Origin of the sequence: Pigmentiphaga sp. H8, from assembly GCF_003854895.1 — a bacterium.
Lineage (GTDB): Bacteria > Pseudomonadota > Gammaproteobacteria > Burkholderiales > Burkholderiaceae_B > Pigmentiphaga.
In genome coordinates, this window is the sequence record NZ_CP033966.1 from 1186229 (window position 1) to 1206514 (window position 20286).

Here is a 20286-nt window from a genome sequence, read left to right on the forward strand (position 1 = left end):
GGCCCTGGCACCGGAAGGCACGACGCCCCGGCGCTATGCCGAGCAGATCCAGGCGGACCTGGCCCGGTGGCGCGAGGGCGTGAAGGCTGCCGGGCTGGCGCCCGAGTGAGTCGGCCCTAGACGGCCATGGGCGCCGTGAGCGGCGCGTGGTGTTCGTATCCGACCAGCGAGAAGTCGCCCGGCTCCACGCGTTCCAGCCATTCCGGCTCGTACTTGCCGGTGACGGCGTAGTCGGGGATGCGGTCGGACAGGGCCAGTTGCGGCGCGGGGAAGGGCGTGCGGGTCAGTTGCTCCCGCAGCATGGGGAGATGGTTCTCGTAGATGTGGGCATCGCCCATGAAATAGCTGAACCAGCGCGGCTGGTAGCCGGTCAGCCGACCGACCAGATGCAGCAACGCGGCGCCCTCGGTCAGGTTGAAGGGCGTGCCCAGGCCGATGTCGTTCGACCGGATGTACAGGCACAGCGAGATCTCGCGCGTGGTCGCGTTGGGCAGGAACTGGTAGAGCAGGTGGCAGGGCGGCAGCGCCATTTCCTCGATCTGCGCCCAGTTCCAGCCATGGAAAAGGATGCGGCGGTCGCCGGGGTTGTCGTGGATGGTGTCCAGGCACTGGCGCAACTGGTCGACGGCCTTGTAGAGCAGCACCTTGCGCGCGCCGTCTTCGTCGAACTCGGCCACGCGGGCGTAGCCGCGGCCCAGCGCGTCCTGCAGCTGGGCGGCGCGCGATGCGTCCAGCACCTTGTAGGCCGGCCACTTGCGCCATTGGACGCCGTAGACCGGGCCCAGGTCATCGTCGCCTTCGCGATAGGGGTTGGCCAGCCATTGCGCGTTCTCGTTCGCGTTCTGGTCCCAGACCTTGCAGCCCAGTTCGCGGAATTCCGCGGCGTTGCGCGAGGCGCGCAGGAAGCCCACCAGTTCGCCGATGGCGGATTTGAACGCCAGCCTTTTGGTGGTGACGGCCGGGAACCCCTGCCGCAGGTCGAACCGCAGTGCGGCGCCGGGCAGGCTGAGGGTGCGGATGCCCGTTCTGTTCACTTGCCACGAGCCGTTGTCGAGGACGGATTGGACGAGGTCGAGGTATTGTTTCATGGGCCTGGGCTGCACAGATGCGATGGCCGGGCGCGGAAAAGCACCCGCCGGCCCTGATTATCGCATGTCCCCGGGCGCGGCCAGGTGGCGCGAAGTCCGCGTATCCGGGCCGGCCACCGTGCGCCGGAGACCCTGGCACGAGTCCTGCATGCGATAGTTACGTCTGCCTGTTCCCCTGCCGCATCGATGCGTCCCGCTTCCATTCCCGATACCCTGCGCCGCCTCTGGGCGCACGACACCTTCGTCTACAGCCTGCGCGTGTTCATCGCCCTGGCCAGCGTCATGGCGCTGTGCGGGTGGTACGACAGGATGGACCTGGTCATTCCGGCTTTCCTGGGCGTCATCGCCTGCGCACTGGCCGAGACCGACGACAACTGGCGCGGCCGGCTGCTGGCCCAGGTCGTCACGCTGGCCTGCTTCGCCGTGGCGGCCGTCGCCGTCAAGGCGCTGTTTCCCTATCCGTGGCTGTTCCTGGCGGGAATGGTGCTGTCCACGTTCTGCCTGACCATGCTGGGGGCTATCGGCGAGCGCTACCGCGCCATCGGGTACGCGACTCTGACTCTGGCCATCTACACCACCATAGGGGTGGAGCAGGGCCGCGGCGGCGGCTTCTGGCACGAGCCGGCGCTGCTGATGGCCGGAGCGGCCTGGTACGGCCTGCTGTCGGTGCTGTGGGCGGCGCTGTTCGTGCACCAGCCGGTGCAGCAGCGGCTGGCGCGGCTGTACGCCGTGCTGGGGGACTACCTGCTGCTGAAGGCCTCGCTGTTCGAGCCCGTGCGCGGCATCGACCTGGAGGCGCGCCGGCTGGAATTGGCGCAGCTCAACGGCAAGGTGGTGATGGCACTGAACGCGGCCAAGGAAAGCATTTTCAGCCGCCTGGGGCAGAGCCGGCCGGGCCGCAAGACGGCCCGCTATCTGCGGCTGTATTTCATCGCGCAGGACGTGCACGAGCGCGCCAGTTCCTCGCACTATCCCTATGACGAACTGGCCGACGCCTTCTTCCACAGCGACATCATGTTCCGCTGCCAGCGGCTGCTGGGCCTGCAAGGGCAGGCCTGCCGCCGGCTGGCGCGGGCGATCCGGATGCGCCAGCCCTTCGATGCGGGCGACGAGGCGCGGCAGGCCCGGGCCGACCTGGATGCCTCGCTGGACTATCTGCGCCGGCAGGGCCGTCCGGAGTGGGCGCGGCTGCTGCGGTCGGTGGGAGCGCTGTCGGCCAACCTGGCGGAACTGGACCGGCGGCTGGGCAGCGCGAGCAATCCCGACAAGCTGGACGAGCAGCAGCAGGACAACAGCCTGCTGGATCGTTCGCCGCAGTCGGTGGGCGAGGCCTTCGACCGGGTGCGGCTGCAATTGACGCCGGGGGCGCCGGTGTTCCGTTATGCCGTGCGGCTGACGCTGGCGATGGCGGCGGGCTACGGGATGCTGCATCTGGTCCATCCGCAGCAGGGCTACTGGATCGTGCTGACGACGCTGTTCGTCTGCGCGCCCAGCTATGGCGCCACGCGTACCCGGCTGGTGCAGCGGGTGCTGGGGACGGTGCTGGGACTGCTGGTGGGGTGGGTGCTGTTCACGCTGTTCTCCAGCCTGCTGGTGCAGGCGCTGTTCGCGGTCGTGGCGGGGGTGGCGTTCTTCGCGACGCGTTCCACGCGCTACATGATCGGCACGGCGGCGATCACGGTGCTGGTCTTGCTGTGTTTCAACCAGATCGGCAACGGCTACGACCTGTTCGTGCCGCGCCTGGTGGATACGCTGATCGGCGCGGGGATCGCGGGGCTGGCCGTGCTGGTGGTGTTGCCGGACTGGCAGGGGCGCCGGCTGACGCAGGTGGCGGCCAATGCACTGGCCGCGAACAGCCGTTACCTGCGCGAGATCATGATCCAGTACGAGACGGGCAAGCGCGACGACCTGGCCTATCGGCTGGCCCGGCGCAACGCGCATAACGCGGATGCGGCCCTGTCGATGGCGATGTCGAACATGCTGGCCGAGCCGGGCCATTTCCGGCGCGACGCGGACGCGGGGCTGCGGTTCCTGACGTTGTCGCATACCTTGCTGAACTACCTGTCGGGGCTGGGAGCGCATCGGGAAAGTCTGTCGGACCATGCCAGCGATGCGCAGATCGCGCGGATGACGATGGGGGTGATCGATGCGCTGGACGGGATCGCGGCGGGGATGGCCGGAAAGGGGGGGCTGGCGGCCAGCAGCGAGGAGGAGGGGGCCTTGGCGCGGGCGCTGGAGCAGTTGCCCGAGGATGATGCCGATGACGGGCATCGGCTGGTGTTGACGCAGTTGGGGTTGATCGGGGGGCTGCTGGGGCCGTTGCGGAAGGTGGGGAGTCGGGTGGCGAGGTTGGAGTCCCGGGAGGTGGAGGAGTCGGCGGACCCGCCCGCACCGGTGTAGGCCGGGCGCCGACTCGTTGGCGCGGGTGCGCTAATAGCCGACGGCCTGGCCGTCGCGGCGGGAGTCGGAGGCGGCGATGTAGCCTTCGTCGCTGCGGTAGATCAGTTGGGCGGTGCCGAAGTCCAGGCTATGGCGTTCCGAGACTTCGACGGTGTGGCCCAGCTTGCGCAGGCCGTCGACCACCGCGGCGGGGGTGTGGGCTTCCAGGCGGACTTCGCCGGGCTCCACGCGGAAACGCGGGGCGTCGCTCATGGCCTGCGGGTTCTGGCCGAAGGCGCCCAGGCGTACCAGCATCTGCATGTGGCCCTGGGCCTGCATCGAGCCGCCCATGACGCCGAAGGCCATGACGGGCTGGCCGTTGCGGGTGACGAAGCCGGGGATGATGGTGTGCATCGGTTTCTTGCCGGGGGCGACGCAGTTGACGTGGCCGGGGCGCAGGTTGAAGCCGATGCCGCGGTTGTGCAGAGAGATGCCGGTGCCGGGGACCACGACGCCCGAGCCGAAGCCCTGGAAGTTGGACTGGATGAACGAGACCATGGTGCCGTCCGCGTCGGCGGCGGCCAGGTAGACGGTGCCGCCCAGCTTGGGGGTGCCGGCGGTGGGGGTGCTGGCGCGGGCGGGGTCGATCAGGGCGGCGCGCTGGGCGAGGTAGGCCGGGTCCAGCAGATCGGCCAGGCCCATGCGCATGGCGGCGGGGTCGGCGATGTGTTCATGCAGGTCGGAGAAGGCCAGTTTCATGGCCTCGATCATGGCGTGGTACATGGCGGGGCTGTCCAGGCCCATGCCTTCGAGGTCCAGGCGGTCCAGCATGCCCAGCGCGGCCAGGGCGGCGATGCCTTGGCCGCTGGGGGGAATTTCGTGCAGGGTGTAGCCGCGGAAGTCCTGGCGCAGGGGTTCGACCCACTGCACTTCGTGGGCGGCCAGGTCGGCCAGGGTCATCGCGCCGCCGGTGCGTTGCGCGAAGTCGACGATTTTCTGCGCCAGCGCGCCGCGGTAGAAGCTGTCGCCGCCGGTCCGGGCGATGTCGGCCAGGGTGTCGGCCTGTTCGGGGAAGCGCCAGCGGTCGCCGGCCTGGGGCGTGCGGCCGTCGCGGAAGAAGGCCTCGGCGAAGCCGGGTTCCCTGGCCAGGTTGGGGGCCTGGCGGGCCCACAGGCGGGCGATCTGCGGCGTGACCTGGAAGCCTTCCCTGGCGTAGTGCAGCGCGGGCTGGACCAGTTGTTCGAAAGGCAGCTTGCCGAAGCGTTCGGACAGCGCGCGCCAGCCGGCGACCTGGCCGGGCACCGTGACGGCGTCCCAGCCGGTGACGGGCATGGTAGCGCGGCCGCGGAAGTGGTCCAGGGTCCAGGCGGCGGGCGAGCGGCCGCTGGCGTTGATGCCGTGCAGGCGCCCCTCGTGCCAGATGATGGCGAACAGGTCGCCGCCTATGCCGTTCATGACCGGCTCGACCACGGTCAGCACCATGGCGGCCGCCAGCGCGGCATCGACGGCGTTGCCGCCTTCGTACAGCATGCGCAGGCCGGCCTGCGAGGCCAGCGGCTGGCTGGTGCTGACGGCGTTGGCCGCCAGCAGCGGCATCTTCTGCGAGGGATAGGGGAAGTTCCAGTCGAAGGGCAGCATGGCGTCGCTTGCGGGTAGTCGTCCTGGGACACAGCATACCAAGGGCCGGGGCGCGGCACTCCACTACAATGGACCCCGTCCGCTGGGCCGCGCCGGCGCGTCATCCGGGGCTTTCGTCGCGGCCGCTTCCTTGCCACCACCATGAACCGTATCCTGCTTCCCTTGTGCGCCGGCGTGCTGGCGCTGGCCGGCACCGCCGCCACGGCCCAGACCTGGCCGGCCAAGCCCGTGCGCATCATCGTCGCCTATCCGCCGGGCGGAATCAGCGACATCGTCTCACGCGCGCTGGCGGACAAGCTGAGCGGCCAGCTCGGCACGACCGTCATCGTCGAGAACAAGGCCGGCGCCGGCGGCACGCTGGGCATGGACGCGGTCGCCAAGGCGGCGCCCGACGGCTACACCGTCGGCTTTTCCTCGATCAGCCCGCTGTCCCTGAATCCGCTGCTGGGCCGGGTCAACTACGATCCGTTCAAGGACATCGCGCCGGTCGCCAGCGTGATGTATTCGCCGGTCGTGCTGCTGGGCACGCCGGCATTCCAGGGCAAGAGCCTGGCCGACGTGGTCGGGCAGGCGCGCAGCCGTCCGGGCGCGCTGCGCTGGGGCACCTCGGGCCTGGCCACGGTCGGCCACATCACGCTGGAGCAGTTCAAGCGCGCGGCCGGCGTGGACATCACCCACATTCCCTACAAGGGCGGCGGCCAGCAGCAGAACGATGCGCTGGGCGGCCAGTTCGAGCTGCTGTCCACCAACCTCGGCCCGGTGCTGAACGGCCACATCAAGGCCGGCAAGCTGCGGCCGCTGGCCGTGGGGGCGCCCGAGCGGATCGATTCGCTGCCCGACGTGCCGACCTTCGCCGAGGCCGGTTTCCCCAAGGCCAACCTGATGTCGGTGTTCGGCGTTTTCGCGCCGGCGGGCACGCCCGAGGCGGTGCTGAACCGGCTGAACGCCGAGATCAACAAGGCTTTGGCGCTGCCGGACCTGCGCGCGCGGCTGGTGGACAGCGACAACGTGCCCACCGGCGGCAGCGCGGAGGCGTTCGCGCGCCTGATCCGCGCCGAGTACGACAACAACCGCGACATCATCCGGCAGGCCGGCATCAAGCTGGAATAGCGCCGGCCCCGGTTCGCCTTTCCCGCGCGAACCGGCCTACACTGTCTGCTTCGTCATGGCGGGGCCGGCCAAGCCGGCCCCGCGCCCATTTTTCCTTTTCGTTCGTCCATCCATGGCCCAATACGTCTTCACCATGAATCGCGTCGGCAAGATCGTGCCGCCCAAGCGGCAGATCCTGCGCGACATCTCGCTGTCGTTCTTCCCGGGCGCCAAGATCGGCGTGCTGGGCCTGAACGGTTCCGGCAAGTCCACGCTGCTCAAGATCATGGCCGGCGTGGACCAGGACATCGAGGGCGAAGCCCGCCCGATGGCCAACCTGAGCATCGGCTACCTGCCGCAGGAGCCCCAGCTGGATCCCGCGCACTCCGTGCGCGAAGCGGTCGAGACGGGACTGGGCGGCGTGTTCACCGCCAAGAAGCGGCTGGACGAGGTTTACGCGGCCTATGCCGAACCCGATGCCGACTTCGACGCGCTGGCCTCCGAGCAGGCCGAGCTCGAGGCCATCATCGCGGCGGGCAGCGGCAGCGGCAACGACGACATCGAGCACCAGCTAGAGATCGCCGCCGATGCCCTGCGGCTGCCGCCCTGGGACGCGGTGGTGGGCCACCTGTCGGGCGGCGAGAAGCGCCGCGTCGCGCTGTGCCGCCTGCTGCTGTCCAAGCCCGACATGCTGCTGCTGGACGAGCCCACCAACCACCTGGACGCAGAAAGCGTGGACTGGCTGGAACTGTTCCTGCAGAAGTTCCCGGGTACCGTGGTCGCGGTGACCCACGACCGCTACTTCCTGGACAACGCCGCCGAATGGATCCTGGAGCTGGACCGCGGCCACGGCATTCCATGGAAGGGCAACTACAGCTCCTGGCTGGAACAGAAGGAAGACCGCCTCAAGCAGGAAGAGGCCAACGAGTCCGCCCGCCAGAAGACCATCAAGAAGGAACTGGAGTGGGTGCGCCAGAATCCCAAGGCGCGCCAGGCCAAGTCCAAGGCGCGTATCGCCCGCTTCGAGGAACTCAGCTCGCACGAATACCAGAAGCGCAACGAGACCTCCGAGATCTTCATCCCCGTGGCCGAGCGCCTGGGCAATGAGGTCATCGAGTTCAAGAACGTCAGCAAAGGCTATGGCGACCGCCTGCTGATCGACGATCTCAGCTTCAAGGTGCCGGCCGGCGCTATCGTCGGCATCATCGGCCCCAACGGTGCCGGCAAGTCGACGTTGTTCCGCATGATCGCCGGCAAGGAGCAGCCCGACAGCGGCGAGGTCGTGCGCGGCGGCACCGTCAAGCTGGCCTATGTCGAGCAGACGCGCGACGCGCTGGAAGACGGCAAGACCGTGTTCGACGCCGTGGCCGACGGTGCCGACATCCTGACGGTGGGGCGCTTCGAGATGTCGTCGCGCGCCTACCTGGGCCGTTTCAACTTCAAGGGCGGCGACCAGAACAAGACCGTCGGCAACCTGTCGGGCGGGGAACGCGGCCGGCTCCACCTGGCCAAGACCCTGCTGGCCGGCGGCAACCTGCTGCTGCTGGACGAACCGTCCAACGACCTGGACGTGGAAACCCTGCGCGCGCTCGAGGACGCCTTGCTGGAGTTCGCCGGCAGCGTCATGGTGATCAGCCACGACCGGTGGTTCCTGGACCGGATCGCCACCCACATCCTGGCCTTCGAGGGCGACTCGCAGGTGGTGTTCTTCGACGGCAACTACCAGGAGTACGAGGCCGACAAGAAACGCCGCCTGGGCGAGGAAGGGGCCAAGCCCAAGCGGGTGCGGTTCAAGCCGCTGAAGTAGCGGATACCCCGGCCTGCGTCGCAGGCCGGGCCTCGCCGTTTTCGGCGCCTGACGCTCAGAGACCGCCCTCGTCGTCGGACGAGCCGCTCCAGCTCACGCCCGAGGAGGACTCGATCCGGACGCCGCTGGTGCCCGCTGCCGGGCTGCTGAAGGTCGTCGTGATCGTTTCCCCGCGCGTCTCCACGGTGTAGCGGCCGGCTATCGAGCCCGGGGTGCTGCCGTCCTTGTCATAGACGGTGACCAGCGGGTCGACCAGCGCCATGCGGTAGTCGAAGGCGCCCAGGGTGGCGCCTTGTCCGCGATGGGCGAACCGCAGGGCGGTGTAGCGCTCCGTGCCGGTCGCGTACAGGAAGTGCGACGTGCTGTCGTACCCGCTGATGGCCTGCTCATAGTCCTTGCCGTCTTCCGTGTAGCGCAGCTTGAAATCGCCGCCGGATTGGCTGACTTCCACGGTTTCCTCGACGTCTTCGAGCTTGGCCGAGGCCTCGGGGACGTCGTGGGTGGTCTGCTCGAACCGGACCTGCAGCGTGCCCGACATGGATTCGCTGGCCGACAGCTTCAGCTCCGGGACTTCCAGGGTGAAAACGCCCACAGTGTTGAACGCGTTCAGGATGTCGCCCTGTATTTCATTCACCGCGATCCTGATCCGCCCGTTCAGCGCGTCGCCCAGGCCGCGCGTGGCGCAATTGGTCATGTCTATCGTCAACGAATCCCCGGCGCTGATCTTGCCGTCGCGATCGGCGTCGGCGTAGACCGGCGTGCGGGTGCCTTGCCCGTCCGCGCACGGCAGCGGACCTTCAGGCATGCCGTCGCCGACGTGGTCGAACAGACTGTTGATGGCGCCCATTGCGAAGTAGGGCAGGAACAGGCCCGTTTCGTAGGCTCCGCCGGCGAACGAGCGTATTTCGGCCTGGCTCATCGGCACAGGAGTGCCGCCGCCGTCCTTGCCTGCGTCTCCGTCGCCCCCTCCGCATGCGCTCAACAGCGTGATCAGCGCCAGCGCGCCGGCGGACTTCAGTCCTGGTTTCATCATGCCCCCGATGGAAATAATTGGGGGCATCTTGCCAGCGCAGGCGACGGCGTGCATTGGACTAAAGTCCCGCTTCCAGCGAAAAGCGGCCCGGAGGAAACCGGGCCGCTAGCAGGAGAAGCGGGAAGGCCCGCGAGGCAGGCTCAGAGGTCGTCGAAGGCGGCGAAATCCATCTTCGAAGACAGGCCGGAGGTCGATTTGATTTCGACCAGGTCCTCGGTTTCCGTCAAGACGATCGTCGTCGTGATGGTTTCACCAGGGGTTTTCGTCTCGAACGCTCCCGTATCGGGTGAACCGTCGCCCAGGTCACGCCAATAGACGAGGGGCGTGGTCATCTTGACGGTGTGGTTGAACGCGCCCAGTAGCGGGTCCGTTCCGCTGGTGCGATAGCCGATGGCCGAGAATGTGTACAGTCTGGTTTCGCGCGCATAGGTGTAGTCGCTGGAATAGTCTTCGATGCGCGTGGCGTAGCTCTTGCCGTCCTGGGAGTAGCCGATGTCCAGTTGCTCGACCGTGGTCTGGACCGACAGTGTGTCGTCGCTGTCGTCCACCGTATCCTTGGTGTCGCGTGCGTAGTCGATGACGACCGTTCCGTTCAGGGTCTCGCTGCCGTCCAGCTTGAAGTCCGCCAGCGGGATGGTCATGGTGGCGCCGGAAGATGCCGATTCGTCCAGGAGGTCGCCGGTCACGTCGCTGTACGTGATGGTGACCGTGCCATCGACCAGCTCATCCCCGACCGGGCCACGGCAGTTGACGAGCTTGAAGGTGACCTTGTCGCCGTTGTCGATCTTGTGGTTGCCATTGCCATCGGTGAACGTGGCGGTAACCGTGCCGGGCGAGTCGCCGTCGCATTCTTCCGAGTCCGTCGTGATGTCGTGCGTGACGGCATAGCGGACGAAACCCAGGCTGGCCTGGGCAATCATGCCCGGGATCTGGGTGACGCCCACCGCGGTGTAGAAGCTTTCATGGCCGGCCCATTCCATCTGCGCCTTGGTGTACAGGGAAGCCGGCGTGTCGCCGCCGCCACTTCCACCCCCGCTCCCGCTCCCGCCGCCGCTTCCACCCGAACTGCTCGAGCTCCCGTCGCCACCGCCACAGGCGGCGAGAATGGACAAGGCAAGAATGGACCCAGCCGTCTTGATGTGCTTCTTCATGTCAGGTTCCCCCCTGAAATCGCGCGGTTCCGCCGCGCATGTTGTGGATAGGCGGAGTATGGGGTTGCGGTGCTTGCCGGGGCATCCCCCAACTAGGGGATGCGCAAAAGCCCGGGATTTGCCAGCTGTCCGGAATCAGCCGCCTTGACTATCGTCCGCCGCTTTCCATAAAATTGAACGTGCTCAAAATTTTGAAAGGCCGCCGCCCGGCGGCACCGGAGACCAGATGAAGATTTGCCGCTACGACGAAGGCCGGATCGGCCTCGTGGAAGGAGACACCGTCTACGACGTGTCGTCCGTGAAAGACCGACTGCCCGCGCTGGCCTGGCCCGTGCCGCCCGGCGATCTGTTCATCGAACGGCTGGGCGAACTGATTCCCGCCATCCAGGCCGCCAAGGCCGGCGCCGCCACGCGCCGCCTGGCCGACGTCCGCCTGCTGAGCCCGATCGCCACGCCGTCCAAGGTCATCGCCGCGCCGCTGAACTACCATGCCCACGTGGATGAATCGCTGGCCGATTCCCAGATCCACAACAACGTGCACATCGCGCACTACGAGGGCTTCAAGAGCCCCGTCGCCAAATTCGGGGTGTTCCTGAAATCGGCGCAGTCGGTCGTGGGCGCGAGCCAGGGCGTGCGCATCGCCTTCCCCGGCCGCCGCAACGACCACGAGGTGGAGCTGGCGGTGGTGATCGGCAAGCAGGGCAAGGACATTCCCGCCGCCGACGCCATGGCCTACGTGGCCGGCTATTGCATCGGCCTGGACATGACGGTGCGCGGCACCGAGGACCGCAGCTATCGCAAGTCGGCCGACAGCTACACCGTGCTGGGCCCCTGGCTGGTGACGGCGGACGAGATCGCCGATCCGGGCAACCTGGATTTTTCGATCGAGGTCAACGGCGAGCCGCGCCAGCGCGCCAACACGCGCGACCTGATCACGGGTATCGCCGAGCTGATCGAGGTGGCTTCGCACGTCTACACCCTGTACCCGGGCGACGTCATCATGACCGGCACCCCCGAGGGCGTGAACACGGTGCAGCCGGGCGACGTCATGCATGCCCGCATCGAGGGCCTGGGCGAGATGGACGTGGCGGTGCGCTGAACGGCCACGATGCCGCAGGGCGGAGGAGACACATGAACGATCCCAGGCAAGAACCGGCAGCCGCGGCGACGCGGGCGGAGCGCGAAGCGTTCTACGCCCGCATCGGCGCCGACAATCTCGCGCCGCTGTGGGAACAGCTGCACAACCTGGTCACGCGCACGCCGCGTTCCGATTGCCAGCCGGCCCATTGGTCGTACGGCAAGGTGCGGCCCTACCTGACCGAGGCGACCTCGCTCATCACAGCCGAGGAGGCCGAGCGCCGGGTGCTCATCCTCGAGAACCCCGGGCTGCGGGGCAAGGCCGCAATCACGACCTCGCTGTACGCCGGCCTGCAGGCCATCCTGCCGGGCGAGGTGGCGCGCGCCCATCGGCACAGCCAGGCCGCGATGCGCCTGATCCTGGAGGGTAGCGGCGCCTATACCTCGGTCGAGGGCGAGAAGACCATCATGCGGCGCGGCGATTTCGTCACCACGCCGTCATGGACCTGGCATGACCATGGCAACGACAGCGACGCCCCGATGATCTGGCTCGACGGCCTGGACGTGCAACTGGTCGCCATGCTGGACGCCAGCTTCGCCGAGGCTTCGTCCGAGGATCGCCAGGAGCTGCGGCGTCCGGTGGGCGACAGCCTGCTGCGCTACGGCAACGGGCTCGCGCCCGTGGACTGGACGCCGCCGGCCAACCGGGCCTCTCCGCTGTTCTGCTACCCGTACGAGCGCACGCGCGAGTCGCTGCTGGGCATGCAGGCCGCGGGCGCGCCCGATCCGCACCTTGGCTACAAGCTGCGCTACGTGGATCCGCTGACCGGCGGTTCGCCCATGCCGACCATGGGCGCCTACGCGCAGTTGCTGCCCAGGGATTTCTCCACGGCATCCTATCGCTGCTCGTCGGGCACGGTGTTCACGGTGCTCGAAGGCCGGGTCGAGGTCGTCCTGGACGACCGCGTCTTCGTGGCCGAGCCCAACGACGTCTTCGTCATTCCCAGTTGGACCGCGCATCGGCTGGTGGCGCGGGAACCGTCGGTCCTGTTCAGTTTCTCGGACCGTCCGGTCCAGGAACTGCTGGGCCTGTGGCGCGAAAGCCGGGACTGACCGGCGCCCCGTATTCGAATCATTCCAGTCATCGTAGAACCGAATCATGCAACAGCATCCTGTCGTCATTTCCGGCGCCGGCCCCGTGGGGCTGGTGGCCGCCCTGTCCCTCGCGCAGAAGGGCGTGGACGTCGTCGTCCTTGAAAGCGAGGACCATATTCCCCAGGACCTGCGGGCCGGCACTTTCCATCCGCCCACGGTCGAGATGCTCGACACGCTGGGCATAGGCGAGACCCTGCGCTCGCGCGCGCTGCGCGTGCCCGAATGGCAGATACGTGATCGCAAGGACGGCCTGGTGGCCCAGTTCGACCTGGGCATGATCGCCGACCTGACGCCCTATCCGTTCCGCCTGCACGTGGAGCAGCACAAGCTGTCGGCCATCGTGGCCGAAGCGCTGCGCGGGCACCGCAACGCGCGCCTGCTGTTCGCGCACGAGTGCGCCGGCTATGAGCAGGACGCCGACGGCGTGACCGTGCAGGTCGCCGGGCCCGACGGACGGCAGGAGATCCGCGCCAGCTACCTGATCGGCGCGGACGGCGCGCGCAGCATCGTGCGCAAGACCATGGACACCGAGTTCGAGGGCTTCACCTGGCCGGAACGCTTCCTGGTGTTCGCCACGCGCTACGACCTGCGCCAGCAGGGCTATACCGGCAATGCGTACATCGCCGATCCGGACGAATGGAGCGCGATCTTCATCCAGCCTCACGACGGACCGCCGCCGATCTGGCGCATCGCCTTCCCCATCGCCCCGGGCATGGACGAAGCCGAGGTGCTGGCGCCGGATTTCGTGCAGGGCAAGATCAAGGGGTTTCTTTCTCCTGACCAGGACTATGACATTCCCTACAAGAGCGTCTATCGCGTCCACCAGCGGGTCGCCAAGGATTTCCGCGACCGCCGGGTGTTCCTGGCCGGCGACGCCGCCCACGTGAACAATCCGCTGGGCGGCATGGGACTGAACAGCGGCATCCACGATGCGATGAACCTGACCGGCAAGCTGGCCGAGGTCATGCTGCACGGCGCGCCCGACGACCTGCTCGACCGCTACCACCGCCAGCGGCGCACGGTGAACGTCGAATACGTGCAGGCCATCACCATACGCAACAAGCGGCTGCTGGAAGAGCGCGACCCGCAAGTGCGGCGCGAGCGCCTGGACGAGTTGCGGGCCACCGTGGCCGACGCCCAGGCCCATCGCCAGTACCTGATCAATTCGTCCATGATCGCCAGCGTGCGGCGGGCCAACGAAATCCAATAGCCGGCGGCTACCGGCGCCACGACCCCGAACAGAGAACGAGGAGACAAGCATGCAGGATTCCGCAACCCTTTCCGGACGCCGGGCGTTCGTTGCCACGCTGGCGGCGGGCGCATTCGTGCCGGGCCGCCTGATCGCCGCGGGAGACGACCTGGGCCTGGCGGACAAGACCGTGCAGGTGGTGGTGCCCTTCACGCCGGGCACCACCCCCGACCTGTGCGCGCGATTGTTCTCGCCCCGGCTGGCCGAGCAGACCGGCCGCACCTTCGTGGTGGAGAACAAGCCCGGCGCTTCCGGCATCATCGGCCTGGGGGCGGTCGCCAAGGCCGCGCCCGACGGCCACACGATCGCGTTCAGCACGAACACGGCGCTTACGCTGCCGCTGGTGTATGCCTCGGTGCCGTTCGACGTCATCGACAGCTTCACGCCCATCGCCATGCTGGGCTCGACCAACTTCGCGCTGTGCGTGCATCCCTCGCTGGGCGTGACGACCCTGGCGCAGTTCATCGAGCATGTCCGGCGGCATCCCGGCACGGTCAACTACGGCTCGCCGGGCAAGGGCACCTTCCATCACCTGTGCATGGAAATGCTGGTTTCCCAGCTCGGGCTGAACATGGTGCACGTCCCTTACAAGGGCTCGGCCGGCGCCACGACCGACCTCCTGGCGGGCCACATCAAGGCCATGTTCCAGCCCATGCACGTCGCCGTGCCCATGCAGCAGGAGAAGCGCCTGGTCATCCTGGGCGCGTCCCGGCGCGAGCAGGATCCCGCCTACCCCGCGGTTCCCCCGCTGGCGACGGTGGGGCTGCCGCGCTACGACGCGGACGCGTGGTACGCGGTCTGGGGCCCCAAGGGCATGAAGGGCGAGCTGGTCGCGCGTTACAACGGCGCCTTCAACCGGCTGCTCGAGAACGACGAGGTGCGGCGCACCCTGCTCAAGCAAGGCATGACCCCGCGCCCCATGACCGCGCCGGCGCTGGGCGACCTGTCGAAGGCGGAACTGGCCAAGTGGCGCGAAGTGGTCAAGGCGGCCAACATCCTGCCGGAATAGGCGCCACGCCACTCTGATACACTTTGTCGTAAAAAAGCAACAGCCCCGGATCTCCGAGAGGAGCCGGGGCTGTCGTGCCTTGGGACGGGCCGGCCCAGGGCCGGCCTGGGGTCAGCGGCGCTTGCCGACCTGGTCGCCGACCACGCCGCCTATGGCGGCGCCGCCCACGGTGCCCAGGATGCCGCCGCCGGTCAGGGCCGCACCGGCCACGCCGCCGACGCCCGCACCGACCACGGTGCTCTTCTGACGGCCGGACATGCTGTCCCAACTGGCACATCCCGCTGCCGAGACAGTCAGGGCAGCACCGATCATCAGCTTGGCAATGAGATTCTTGTTCATGAGTGACTCCCTATAGTACGTAGTCGTGTACTGGCGGCATCGACCGTCGCGCCGCAGCTTGGATTAACAGTGACAGATTCGCCCCAGGCTGTCTGTGAACGAACTCGACAAGCATTACACAAAGTAACCCCGGGCGGATGCATCCGGAAGCCTGTCGGGACTCGAATCAAGGGCCGATTGGGCTTATGCTGCAAGGATGAACTGCGCACTTCGGAGATTTTTCGGTGGACGCTGTTGCAACGGAAATGCCTTGGCGGCTCGAGGATATCGACTTGAACCGCATCGAACGGAGCCTGGTCCGGGACGATGAAACGCTGTTCTACCTCTTGTGCAGCGCCTCGTTCATAGAAAGCGGTTCCGATCTCTACACTCGCAACCTGGTGAATTATTACCAGGACGACCAGGATGTGGCGGGCTGGCTGGGCCAGCACTGGGAACAGGAAGAACTGCAGCATGGCCGCGCGCTGCGCGCCTATATCGAACACGTCTGGCCGGAGTTCGACTGGCAGGCCGCGTTCGACAGTTTCTTCGCGGAATATTCCCGGCGCTGCACGCTGGATGAGTTCGAACCCACGCGGGCGCTCGAGCTGGCTGCCCGCTGCGTGGTCGAGATGGGTACCGCCACGCTTTATCGCAGCCTGGCGGACTACGCGGCCGAACCCGTGCTGCGCGAACTCACCACGAACATACGGACGGACGAGGTCCGCCACTACAAGTACTTCTATCTTTATTTCAACCGCTACAACACGCTGGAAGGCAATGGACGCGTGAAGGTGCTGGGCGCGCTGGTCCGGCGCTTGCTGGAGATCCGCAACGACGACGCCGAATGCGCCATCCGCCATGTGTTGAACCATCGCCATCCCGAACATGCGAACGACAAGGCATGGATCGAGCGCATCAATACCGATTCCCGGCGCCTGGTCCAGCGCAATGTCAGCGCCGACATGAGCGTGAAGATGTTCCTCAAGCCGCTGAACCTGCCCGCCCGCGTGCTGAACGGCATCGAGCCGCCGCTGGCGCGCATGGTGCACTACGCCTTACGCTGAGCGCCGCTGCGCGGGCCGCCCCAGGGTCTCGGCGTGGCGGCCGTGCAGGTAGTTCAGGATTTCACCGGCCCGCTCGGCGGGCCAGTTCCAGATGTCCGTCCACGGCACGTACGAGGGGATGGCGAAGTCCCGCTTCAGGCCCGCCACCACCGCGCCATAGGCAGCGTAGCCGAAGCATTCCTCGCGGGCCCGGCCGAGGTCGGCCAGCGCCGATTCGATGCGGCCGCGCAGGCCGGCGTCGGCGCCGATGGTTCCCGGGGCATGATGGGTGTCGAACAGGCTGGGTTCGCTGTCATCGGAGAACGCGGGCTGGTTCACGGCATCTTTCCTCGGGGCTAGAGTGCGGCAAAGCGTCTGGGAGGCCATCATTTGCGGCTCCTGCCCGGCAGCCAGTCCGAGGGCTTGACCACTTCGCCGTTGGCCGGATCCAGGTACAGTTTGATCTTGGCGCCGTTCTTGTCGAAGCCTTCGACTTCCCAGCAGCCGTCGTCCCGCTCGACCTCGCGCACCTCGTAGCCCAGCGATTCGGCCTTGCGTATGGCCTGGTCGATAGGAATCCAGCGGTCGTGGGGAACGTAGGCGCACTTGTCGGCGGCCTGGGCGGCGGTGGCGTAGGAAGCGGTGGCGGCAAGGGCGATGATCAGGGTGGGCAGCAGGCGCATGGCGGTCCTCGTTCGTGGGGGTTGGTGATCCATGGCTGGCAGAATAGCCACCATGCGCCCCGCCTTCCTGACCGCCGATGTCAGCGTTTTATCAGCCAGCGACTGTTAGTGTGCCGTCCATGTCTGCAAGCCTCATCCGTTTTCCCCGCCTGTCCGCCATCCTGCTCGCCGCGGCGCTTGCCTGTGCGGCGTCGCCGGCCCTGGCCCGCGACGACCGTTGCAGGCGGGACCAGGACTGCGCGCGCGAGGCGCTGGTGCACGGCGAGATCCGTCCATTGTCCGAGGTGCTGGGCGTGGTGCGCGACAAGGTGCCGGGCGATATCATTGAGATCGAACTCGATCGCGAAGACGGCATCTGGGTCTACGAAGTCAAGGTGTTGCCGCCCAGCGGCCGGCGCAAGAAGCTCGAGATTGATGCCCGCACCCTGGAAATCCTGAAGATCAAGTAGACATGCGCATACTGGTAGTCGAAGACGAGCCGCGCATCGCGGCCGATATCCGCACTGGACTGGAGCGCGCGCACTATGCCGTGGACGAGGCCGCCGACGGCGAAACCGCGTGGTTCCGGGCCGGCACCGAGGACTACGACGCCATCGTGCTCGACCTGGGCCTGCCCAAGCTGGACGGACTGACGGTCCTGAAGCGGCTGCGCGCGGCGGACATCGCCACTCCCGTTCTGATCCTGACCGCGCGCGACGGTTGGCGCGACAAGGTCGAGGGCATCGATGCCGGGGCCGACGACTACCTGGCCAAGCCCTTCCAGATGGAGGAAATGCTGGCCCGGCTGCGCGCGATCACCCGGCGCGCGGCGGGGCAGTCGTCGGCCATCCTGCGTGCCGGGCCGGTGGAAATCGACACCCGTACCCGGCTGGTCACGGTGCAGGGGGCCGCGATGACGTTGTCGTCGCTGGAGTACCGGCTGCTGGCCTATTTCCTGCACCATCCGGGGCGCGTGCTGTCGCAGAGCGAGCTGATCGAGCACATCTACGAAACCGGCAGCGACCGCGACACCAATGCCATCGAGGCGCTGGTCGCCCGGCTGCGCCGCAAGCTGGGGGTGGACCTGATCGAGACCCGGCGGGGCCACGGCTACCTGATTCCCGACGACGCGTGATGAGCCGCCGGTCGCTGCTCGTCCGGCTGGGTTGCGCCGCGGCGCTGATGATCCTGCTGGCGCTGGCGGCGGGGGGCGTGGGGCTTACGCTGATCTTCGATCGCCAGATGGAGCGGCGCGCGGTCGCCGAACTGGCCCTGTACCTGAAGGCGCTGGCCGCCGAGGTCCGCCTGGATGCCGATGGAACGATGGGGCTGGAAGCCACGCCCAGCGACCCGCGCTTCGAGCAGCCCTATGGCGGCCTGTACTGGCAGATCGACGGCCCCAGGCGCCAGCAGCTGCGTTCGCGCTCGCTCTGGGACGAGGCGCTGCCCACCATCGATACCCCGCCGGGGCGGCCGTTGCGGGCACGCTGGATCGACGGCCCGGAGCATGCCCGCCTGTTGTCGGTGGAGCGCACCATCGTCCTGGACGATACCGCCACCGATACGAAGGTCCACCTGCTGGTGGCGCTCGACCGCGCCGACCTGCAGGCCGAACGCCGCTCGTTCCTGAGCCTGCTCGTTCCTTCGCTGATCGGGCTGGGCCTGCTTCTCATCATCGCCATGGCGGGGTTCATCCATCTGGCGCTGCGCCCCTTCCGCGATCTCCAGGCCCACTTGCAGGCGGTGCGCAGCGGACATGGCCGCGAGCTGCCGCGCGGCGTGCCCGACGAAGTCCAGCCGGTGGTGGACGAACTGAACCGGCTGCTTGCCTTCCACGATGCCTCGCTCGAACGCGCGCGCACCCAGGCCGGCGACCTGGCGCATGGCCTGAAGACGCCGCTGGCCGTCATGGGCGCGGCGGCACGGCGGGCCCGCGACGGCGGCCAGGGTGCGCTGGCGGACGAGATCGACGAGCAGGTCGGCGCCATGCGGCGCCAGGTCGACCGGACGCTTGCCCGCGCCCGCGCCGGCATGGCGGCCGCCCTCGGCTATGGCTCGACGCCGGTGGGCGACGCCGTGAACAAGACCCTGCGCGCGCTGCAAACGCTGCCGGGCGCGCAGTCGCTGGACTGGGATGCCGAGGTTGCCCAGGGGCTCCGCTTCGCGGGAGACGAGGGCGACCTGATGGAGATACTCGGCAACCTGCTGGACAACGCGCGCAAGTGGGCGCATAGCCAGATCCGGCTGGTGGCCCGCGAGGCCGGCGAGCGGGACTGGACGCTGGTCATCGAGGACGACGGCCCCGGGTTGCCCGAGGACGAGGCCTTGCGCATCGAGCGGGGCCGCCGCTGGGACGAGTCCCGTCCGGGTACGGGTTTCGGCCTGGCGATCGCCCGGGATCTGGTCGAGGCCTATCGGGGCGTGATCGGCTTCTCGCGCTCGTCGGATCTGGGCGGGCTTCGTGTTTCCATCACCTTACCAGGCCAACAACGAAAGGAGTAAGTGTTCGCTTTAATCAATATTCCCGTTATCTGGACTTCATGGATTTCATAGTCAAGAACCCTCTGATCGACGAGAAATCCTCAATTTGAAGGATTGCCGTCGGGAAGCACGCCTCCTAGGATGCAGGTGGCCATCGAGCCATTCCAAGAAAACACAAGGGGGAATCCAGATGCACCATGTCCTGAAAACCACCGGCGCCGCTGTCGCGCTGGCCCTGCTGGCCGCCTGTGGCGGCAGCGACGATCCCGCCAAGCCCACCTATTCCGAGAAGCAGCTCCAGGAGCTCGCCTTCGATATGATAGGTATCAGCCTGGGCGTGCCGCAGGTCACGATGTCCGCGGCCGGCCAGGCGCTCAGCTTCCTGGACGATGGCGCGCCGAGCGGTCCTCAGCCGTGTGACGACGGCGGCACCTATACGGCCACGCTTACTCGGGCCGGCAGCGGCCCCATCCCGGGCAACGGCGACAAGGTCGACATCCAGTTCGACCGGTGCGATGACGATGACGTGGTGCTGACAGGCAAGACGACCGTCACGTTCAGCGACGTCAGCGGCGACATCTTCGATACCGACGAGCCGGCCGCGGCGACGATGACGTTTCCGTTCCGCGGCATGAAAGTGGACGACGACACCACGCTGGACGGCGATTTCGTGCTGAAGGCGGCCACCACGCCCGGTGGCGCTCCGGATACCGACGACGGCACGAGCACCCTGAAGATCTCGGGCGCGGTCAAGCTGACCGAGAGCGGCGTGTCGATGGAGATCAGCGAGTATGCCTCCGAGTTCAGCACCGACCATGCCACGGATACCGACACGATGACCAAGGTCGACTACCGGGCCAAGGGTTCCCGCTCGCCGCTGGGCGAGTTCGACTACCGGGTGTCGATGACTTCGCCCGTCGTGGCCCGGATCGCTTTCGGCGAGCTGATCAGCGGCGGCCTGCGCGCCAAGACCGACGCCGAGACCGTCGATACGACCATCGCCACTTCGGACAAGGGCGTCACGACGATCTCCGTCAAGTCTTCCTCGGGCAAGAGCACGTCGATCACTGAGGGCGATCTGTAAACGCAAGGAGCGGACTGGCG

At 67.5% G+C, this 20286-nt stretch carries 19 protein-coding genes; 12 read left to right on the top strand and 7 right to left on the bottom strand.

Annotated elements, in window-relative coordinates:
- Positions 1 to 116 precede the first annotated feature (116 nt).
- The gene (locus EGT29_RS05645; protein ID WP_124688099.1) at positions 117 to 1088 is read right to left on the bottom strand and encodes a thymidylate synthase; all 972 of its coding nucleotides are present in this window, start codon (positions 1086 to 1088) and stop codon (positions 117 to 119) included.
- A 186-nt stretch (positions 1089 to 1274) separates the two neighbouring features.
- Here EGT29_RS05645 and yccS point away from each other — a divergent pair, with 186 nt between their 5' ends.
- Positions 1275 to 3488: a YccS family putative transporter gene (yccS, locus tag EGT29_RS05650; protein WP_124688100.1), complete on the top strand. Its 2214-nt coding sequence runs from the start codon at positions 1275 to 1277 to the stop codon at positions 3486 to 3488.
- 30 nt (positions 3489 to 3518) lie between these two features.
- Here the strand turns inward: yccS and ggt are convergent, their stop codons facing one another.
- The gene (gene ggt / locus EGT29_RS05655; RefSeq protein WP_124688101.1) at positions 3519 to 5105 is read right to left on the bottom strand and encodes a gamma-glutamyltransferase; all 1587 of its coding nucleotides are present in this window, start codon (positions 5103 to 5105) and stop codon (positions 3519 to 3521) included.
- A gap of 141 nt (positions 5106 to 5246) precedes the next feature.
- Between ggt and EGT29_RS05660 the strand changes: the two genes are divergently transcribed.
- Together EGT29_RS05660 and ettA are read left to right on the top strand one after the other, a co-directional pair.
- On the top strand, positions 5247 to 6215 hold the full coding sequence (locus EGT29_RS05660; RefSeq protein ID WP_124688102.1) for a tripartite tricarboxylate transporter substrate binding protein: 969 nt from the start codon (positions 5247 to 5249) through the stop codon (positions 6213 to 6215).
- Positions 6216 to 6327: 112 nt separating this feature from the next.
- Complete coding sequence (gene ettA / locus EGT29_RS05665; RefSeq protein ID WP_124688103.1) at positions 6328 to 8001, top strand: energy-dependent translational throttle protein EttA; 1674 nt, start codon at positions 6328 to 6330, stop codon at positions 7999 to 8001.
- A 55-nt stretch (positions 8002 to 8056) separates the two neighbouring features.
- Here ettA and EGT29_RS05670 read toward each other — a convergent pair whose 3' ends face one another.
- Complete coding sequence (locus EGT29_RS05670) at positions 8057 to 9031, bottom strand: hypothetical protein (protein WP_152037105.1); 975 nt, start codon at positions 9029 to 9031, stop codon at positions 8057 to 8059.
- 143 nt (positions 9032 to 9174) lie between these two features.
- Positions 9175 to 10185 carry a hypothetical protein gene (locus EGT29_RS05675; RefSeq protein ID WP_124688105.1) on the bottom strand — a complete coding sequence of 337 codons (1011 nt, stop codon included), beginning with the start codon at positions 10183 to 10185 and terminating at the stop codon, positions 9175 to 9177.
- Between the two features lie 226 nt (positions 10186 to 10411).
- Between EGT29_RS05675 and EGT29_RS05680 the strand changes: the two genes are divergently transcribed.
- From EGT29_RS05680 to EGT29_RS05695, 4 genes are read left to right on the top strand one after another with little or no spacing between them, the layout of a single operon-like run.
- Positions 10412 to 11284: a fumarylacetoacetate hydrolase family protein gene (locus EGT29_RS05680; RefSeq protein WP_124688106.1), complete on the top strand. Its 873-nt coding sequence runs from the start codon at positions 10412 to 10414 to the stop codon at positions 11282 to 11284.
- A 32-nt stretch (positions 11285 to 11316) separates the two neighbouring features.
- Positions 11317 to 12375: a gentisate 1,2-dioxygenase gene (gene gtdA, locus EGT29_RS05685; protein ID WP_124688107.1), complete on the top strand. Its 1059-nt coding sequence runs from the start codon at positions 11317 to 11319 to the stop codon at positions 12373 to 12375.
- Positions 12376 to 12421: 46 nt separating this feature from the next.
- Positions 12422 to 13627, top strand: a complete 1206-nt coding sequence (locus EGT29_RS05690) for an NAD(P)/FAD-dependent oxidoreductase (RefSeq protein ID WP_124688108.1) — start codon at positions 12422 to 12424, stop codon at positions 13625 to 13627.
- A gap of 49 nt (positions 13628 to 13676) precedes the next feature.
- Positions 13677 to 14675, top strand: a complete 999-nt coding sequence (locus tag EGT29_RS05695) for a tripartite tricarboxylate transporter substrate binding protein (RefSeq protein ID WP_124688109.1) — start codon at positions 13677 to 13679, stop codon at positions 14673 to 14675.
- A gap of 111 nt (positions 14676 to 14786) precedes the next feature.
- Here the strand turns inward: EGT29_RS05695 and EGT29_RS05700 are convergent, their stop codons facing one another.
- The gene (locus EGT29_RS05700) at positions 14787 to 15014 is read right to left on the bottom strand and encodes a glycine zipper 2TM domain-containing protein (protein WP_124688110.1); all 228 of its coding nucleotides are present in this window, start codon (positions 15012 to 15014) and stop codon (positions 14787 to 14789) included.
- Positions 15015 to 15259: 245 nt separating this feature from the next.
- Between EGT29_RS05700 and EGT29_RS05705 the strand changes: the two genes are divergently transcribed.
- Complete coding sequence (locus EGT29_RS05705; protein ID WP_124692232.1) at positions 15260 to 16060, top strand: ferritin-like domain-containing protein; 801 nt, start codon at positions 15260 to 15262, stop codon at positions 16058 to 16060.
- Here EGT29_RS05705 and EGT29_RS05710 read toward each other — a convergent pair.
- Together EGT29_RS05710 and EGT29_RS05715 are read right to left on the bottom strand one after the other, a co-directional pair.
- The gene (locus EGT29_RS05710; protein ID WP_124688111.1) at positions 16052 to 16378 is read right to left on the bottom strand and encodes a hypothetical protein; all 327 of its coding nucleotides are present in this window, start codon (positions 16376 to 16378) and stop codon (positions 16052 to 16054) included. The genes EGT29_RS05705 and EGT29_RS05710 overlap by 9 nt on opposite strands.
- A 47-nt stretch (positions 16379 to 16425) precedes the next feature.
- Positions 16426 to 16722 (bottom strand): PepSY domain-containing protein, encoded by a 297-nt coding sequence (locus EGT29_RS05715; protein ID WP_124688112.1) that lies wholly within the window; start codon positions 16720 to 16722, stop codon positions 16426 to 16428.
- Between the two features lie 119 nt (positions 16723 to 16841).
- Here EGT29_RS05715 and EGT29_RS05720 point away from each other — a divergent pair, with 119 nt between their 5' ends.
- The 4 genes from EGT29_RS05720 to EGT29_RS05735 all read left to right on the top strand — a co-directional run bounded on the left by EGT29_RS05720 (position 16842) and on the right by EGT29_RS05735 (position 20266).
- Positions 16842 to 17171 carry a PepSY domain-containing protein gene (locus EGT29_RS05720; protein WP_124688113.1) on the top strand — a complete coding sequence of 110 codons (330 nt, stop codon included), beginning with the start codon at positions 16842 to 16844 and terminating at the stop codon, positions 17169 to 17171.
- Between the two features lie 2 nt (positions 17172 to 17173).
- Entirely contained in the window at positions 17174 to 17836 is a 663-nt protein-coding gene (locus EGT29_RS05725) for a response regulator transcription factor (protein ID WP_124688114.1), read from the top strand.
- Entirely contained in the window at positions 17836 to 19203 is a 1368-nt protein-coding gene (locus EGT29_RS05730; protein WP_124688115.1) for a HAMP domain-containing sensor histidine kinase, read from the top strand. The genes EGT29_RS05725 and EGT29_RS05730 overlap by 1 nt, the downstream gene beginning before the upstream one ends.
- Positions 19204 to 19372: 169 nt before the next feature.
- Positions 19373 to 20266 (top strand): hypothetical protein, encoded by an 894-nt coding sequence (locus EGT29_RS05735; protein ID WP_124688116.1) that lies wholly within the window; start codon positions 19373 to 19375, stop codon positions 20264 to 20266.
- Positions 20267 to 20286: the final 20 nt, after the last annotated feature.

Bases quoted from the DNA above. Each gene is read 5' to 3' on its own strand.
- EGT29_RS05645 (WP_124688099.1), bottom strand. From the start codon at position 1,088: ATGAAACAATACCTCGACCTCGTCCAATCCGTCCTCGACAACGGCTCG.
- ettA (WP_124688103.1), top strand. From the start codon at position 6,328: ATGGCCCAATACGTCTTCACCATGAATCGCGTCGGCAAGATCGTGCCG.
- EGT29_RS05675 (WP_124688105.1), bottom strand. From the start codon at position 10,185: ATGAAGAAGCACATCAAGACGGCTGGGTCCATTCTTGCCTTGTCCATT.
- EGT29_RS05690 (WP_124688108.1), top strand. From the start codon at position 12,422: ATGCAACAGCATCCTGTCGTCATTTCCGGCGCCGGCCCCGTGGGGCTG.
- EGT29_RS05680 (WP_124688106.1), top strand. From the start codon at position 10,412: ATGAAGATTTGCCGCTACGACGAAGGCCGGATCGGCCTCGTGGAAGGA.
- EGT29_RS05725 (WP_124688114.1), top strand. From the start codon at position 17,174: ATGCGCATACTGGTAGTCGAAGACGAGCCGCGCATCGCGGCCGATATC.
- EGT29_RS05695 (WP_124688109.1), top strand. From the start codon at position 13,677: ATGCAGGATTCCGCAACCCTTTCCGGACGCCGGGCGTTCGTTGCCACG.
- yccS (WP_124688100.1), top strand. From the start codon at position 1,275: ATGCGTCCCGCTTCCATTCCCGATACCCTGCGCCGCCTCTGGGCGCAC.
- EGT29_RS05700 (WP_124688110.1), bottom strand. From the start codon at position 15,014: ATGAACAAGAATCTCATTGCCAAGCTGATGATCGGTGCTGCCCTGACT.
- EGT29_RS05660 (WP_124688102.1), top strand. From the start codon at position 5,247: ATGAACCGTATCCTGCTTCCCTTGTGCGCCGGCGTGCTGGCGCTGGCC.
- EGT29_RS05705 (WP_124692232.1), top strand. From the start codon at position 15,260: ATGCCTTGGCGGCTCGAGGATATCGACTTGAACCGCATCGAACGGAGC.
- EGT29_RS05715 (WP_124688112.1), bottom strand. From the start codon at position 16,722: ATGCGCCTGCTGCCCACCCTGATCATCGCCCTTGCCGCCACCGCTTCC.
- EGT29_RS05730 (WP_124688115.1), top strand. From the start codon at position 17,836: ATGAGCCGCCGGTCGCTGCTCGTCCGGCTGGGTTGCGCCGCGGCGCTG.
- ggt (WP_124688101.1), bottom strand. From the start codon at position 5,105: ATGCTGCCCTTCGACTGGAACTTCCCCTATCCCTCGCAGAAGATGCCG.
- EGT29_RS05735 (WP_124688116.1), top strand. From the start codon at position 19,373: ATGCACCATGTCCTGAAAACCACCGGCGCCGCTGTCGCGCTGGCCCTG.
- gtdA (WP_124688107.1), top strand. From the start codon at position 11,317: ATGAACGATCCCAGGCAAGAACCGGCAGCCGCGGCGACGCGGGCGGAG.
- EGT29_RS05720 (WP_124688113.1), top strand. From the start codon at position 16,842: ATGTCTGCAAGCCTCATCCGTTTTCCCCGCCTGTCCGCCATCCTGCTC.
- EGT29_RS05670 (WP_152037105.1), bottom strand. From the start codon at position 9,031: ATGAAACCAGGACTGAAGTCCGCCGGCGCGCTGGCGCTGATCACGCTG.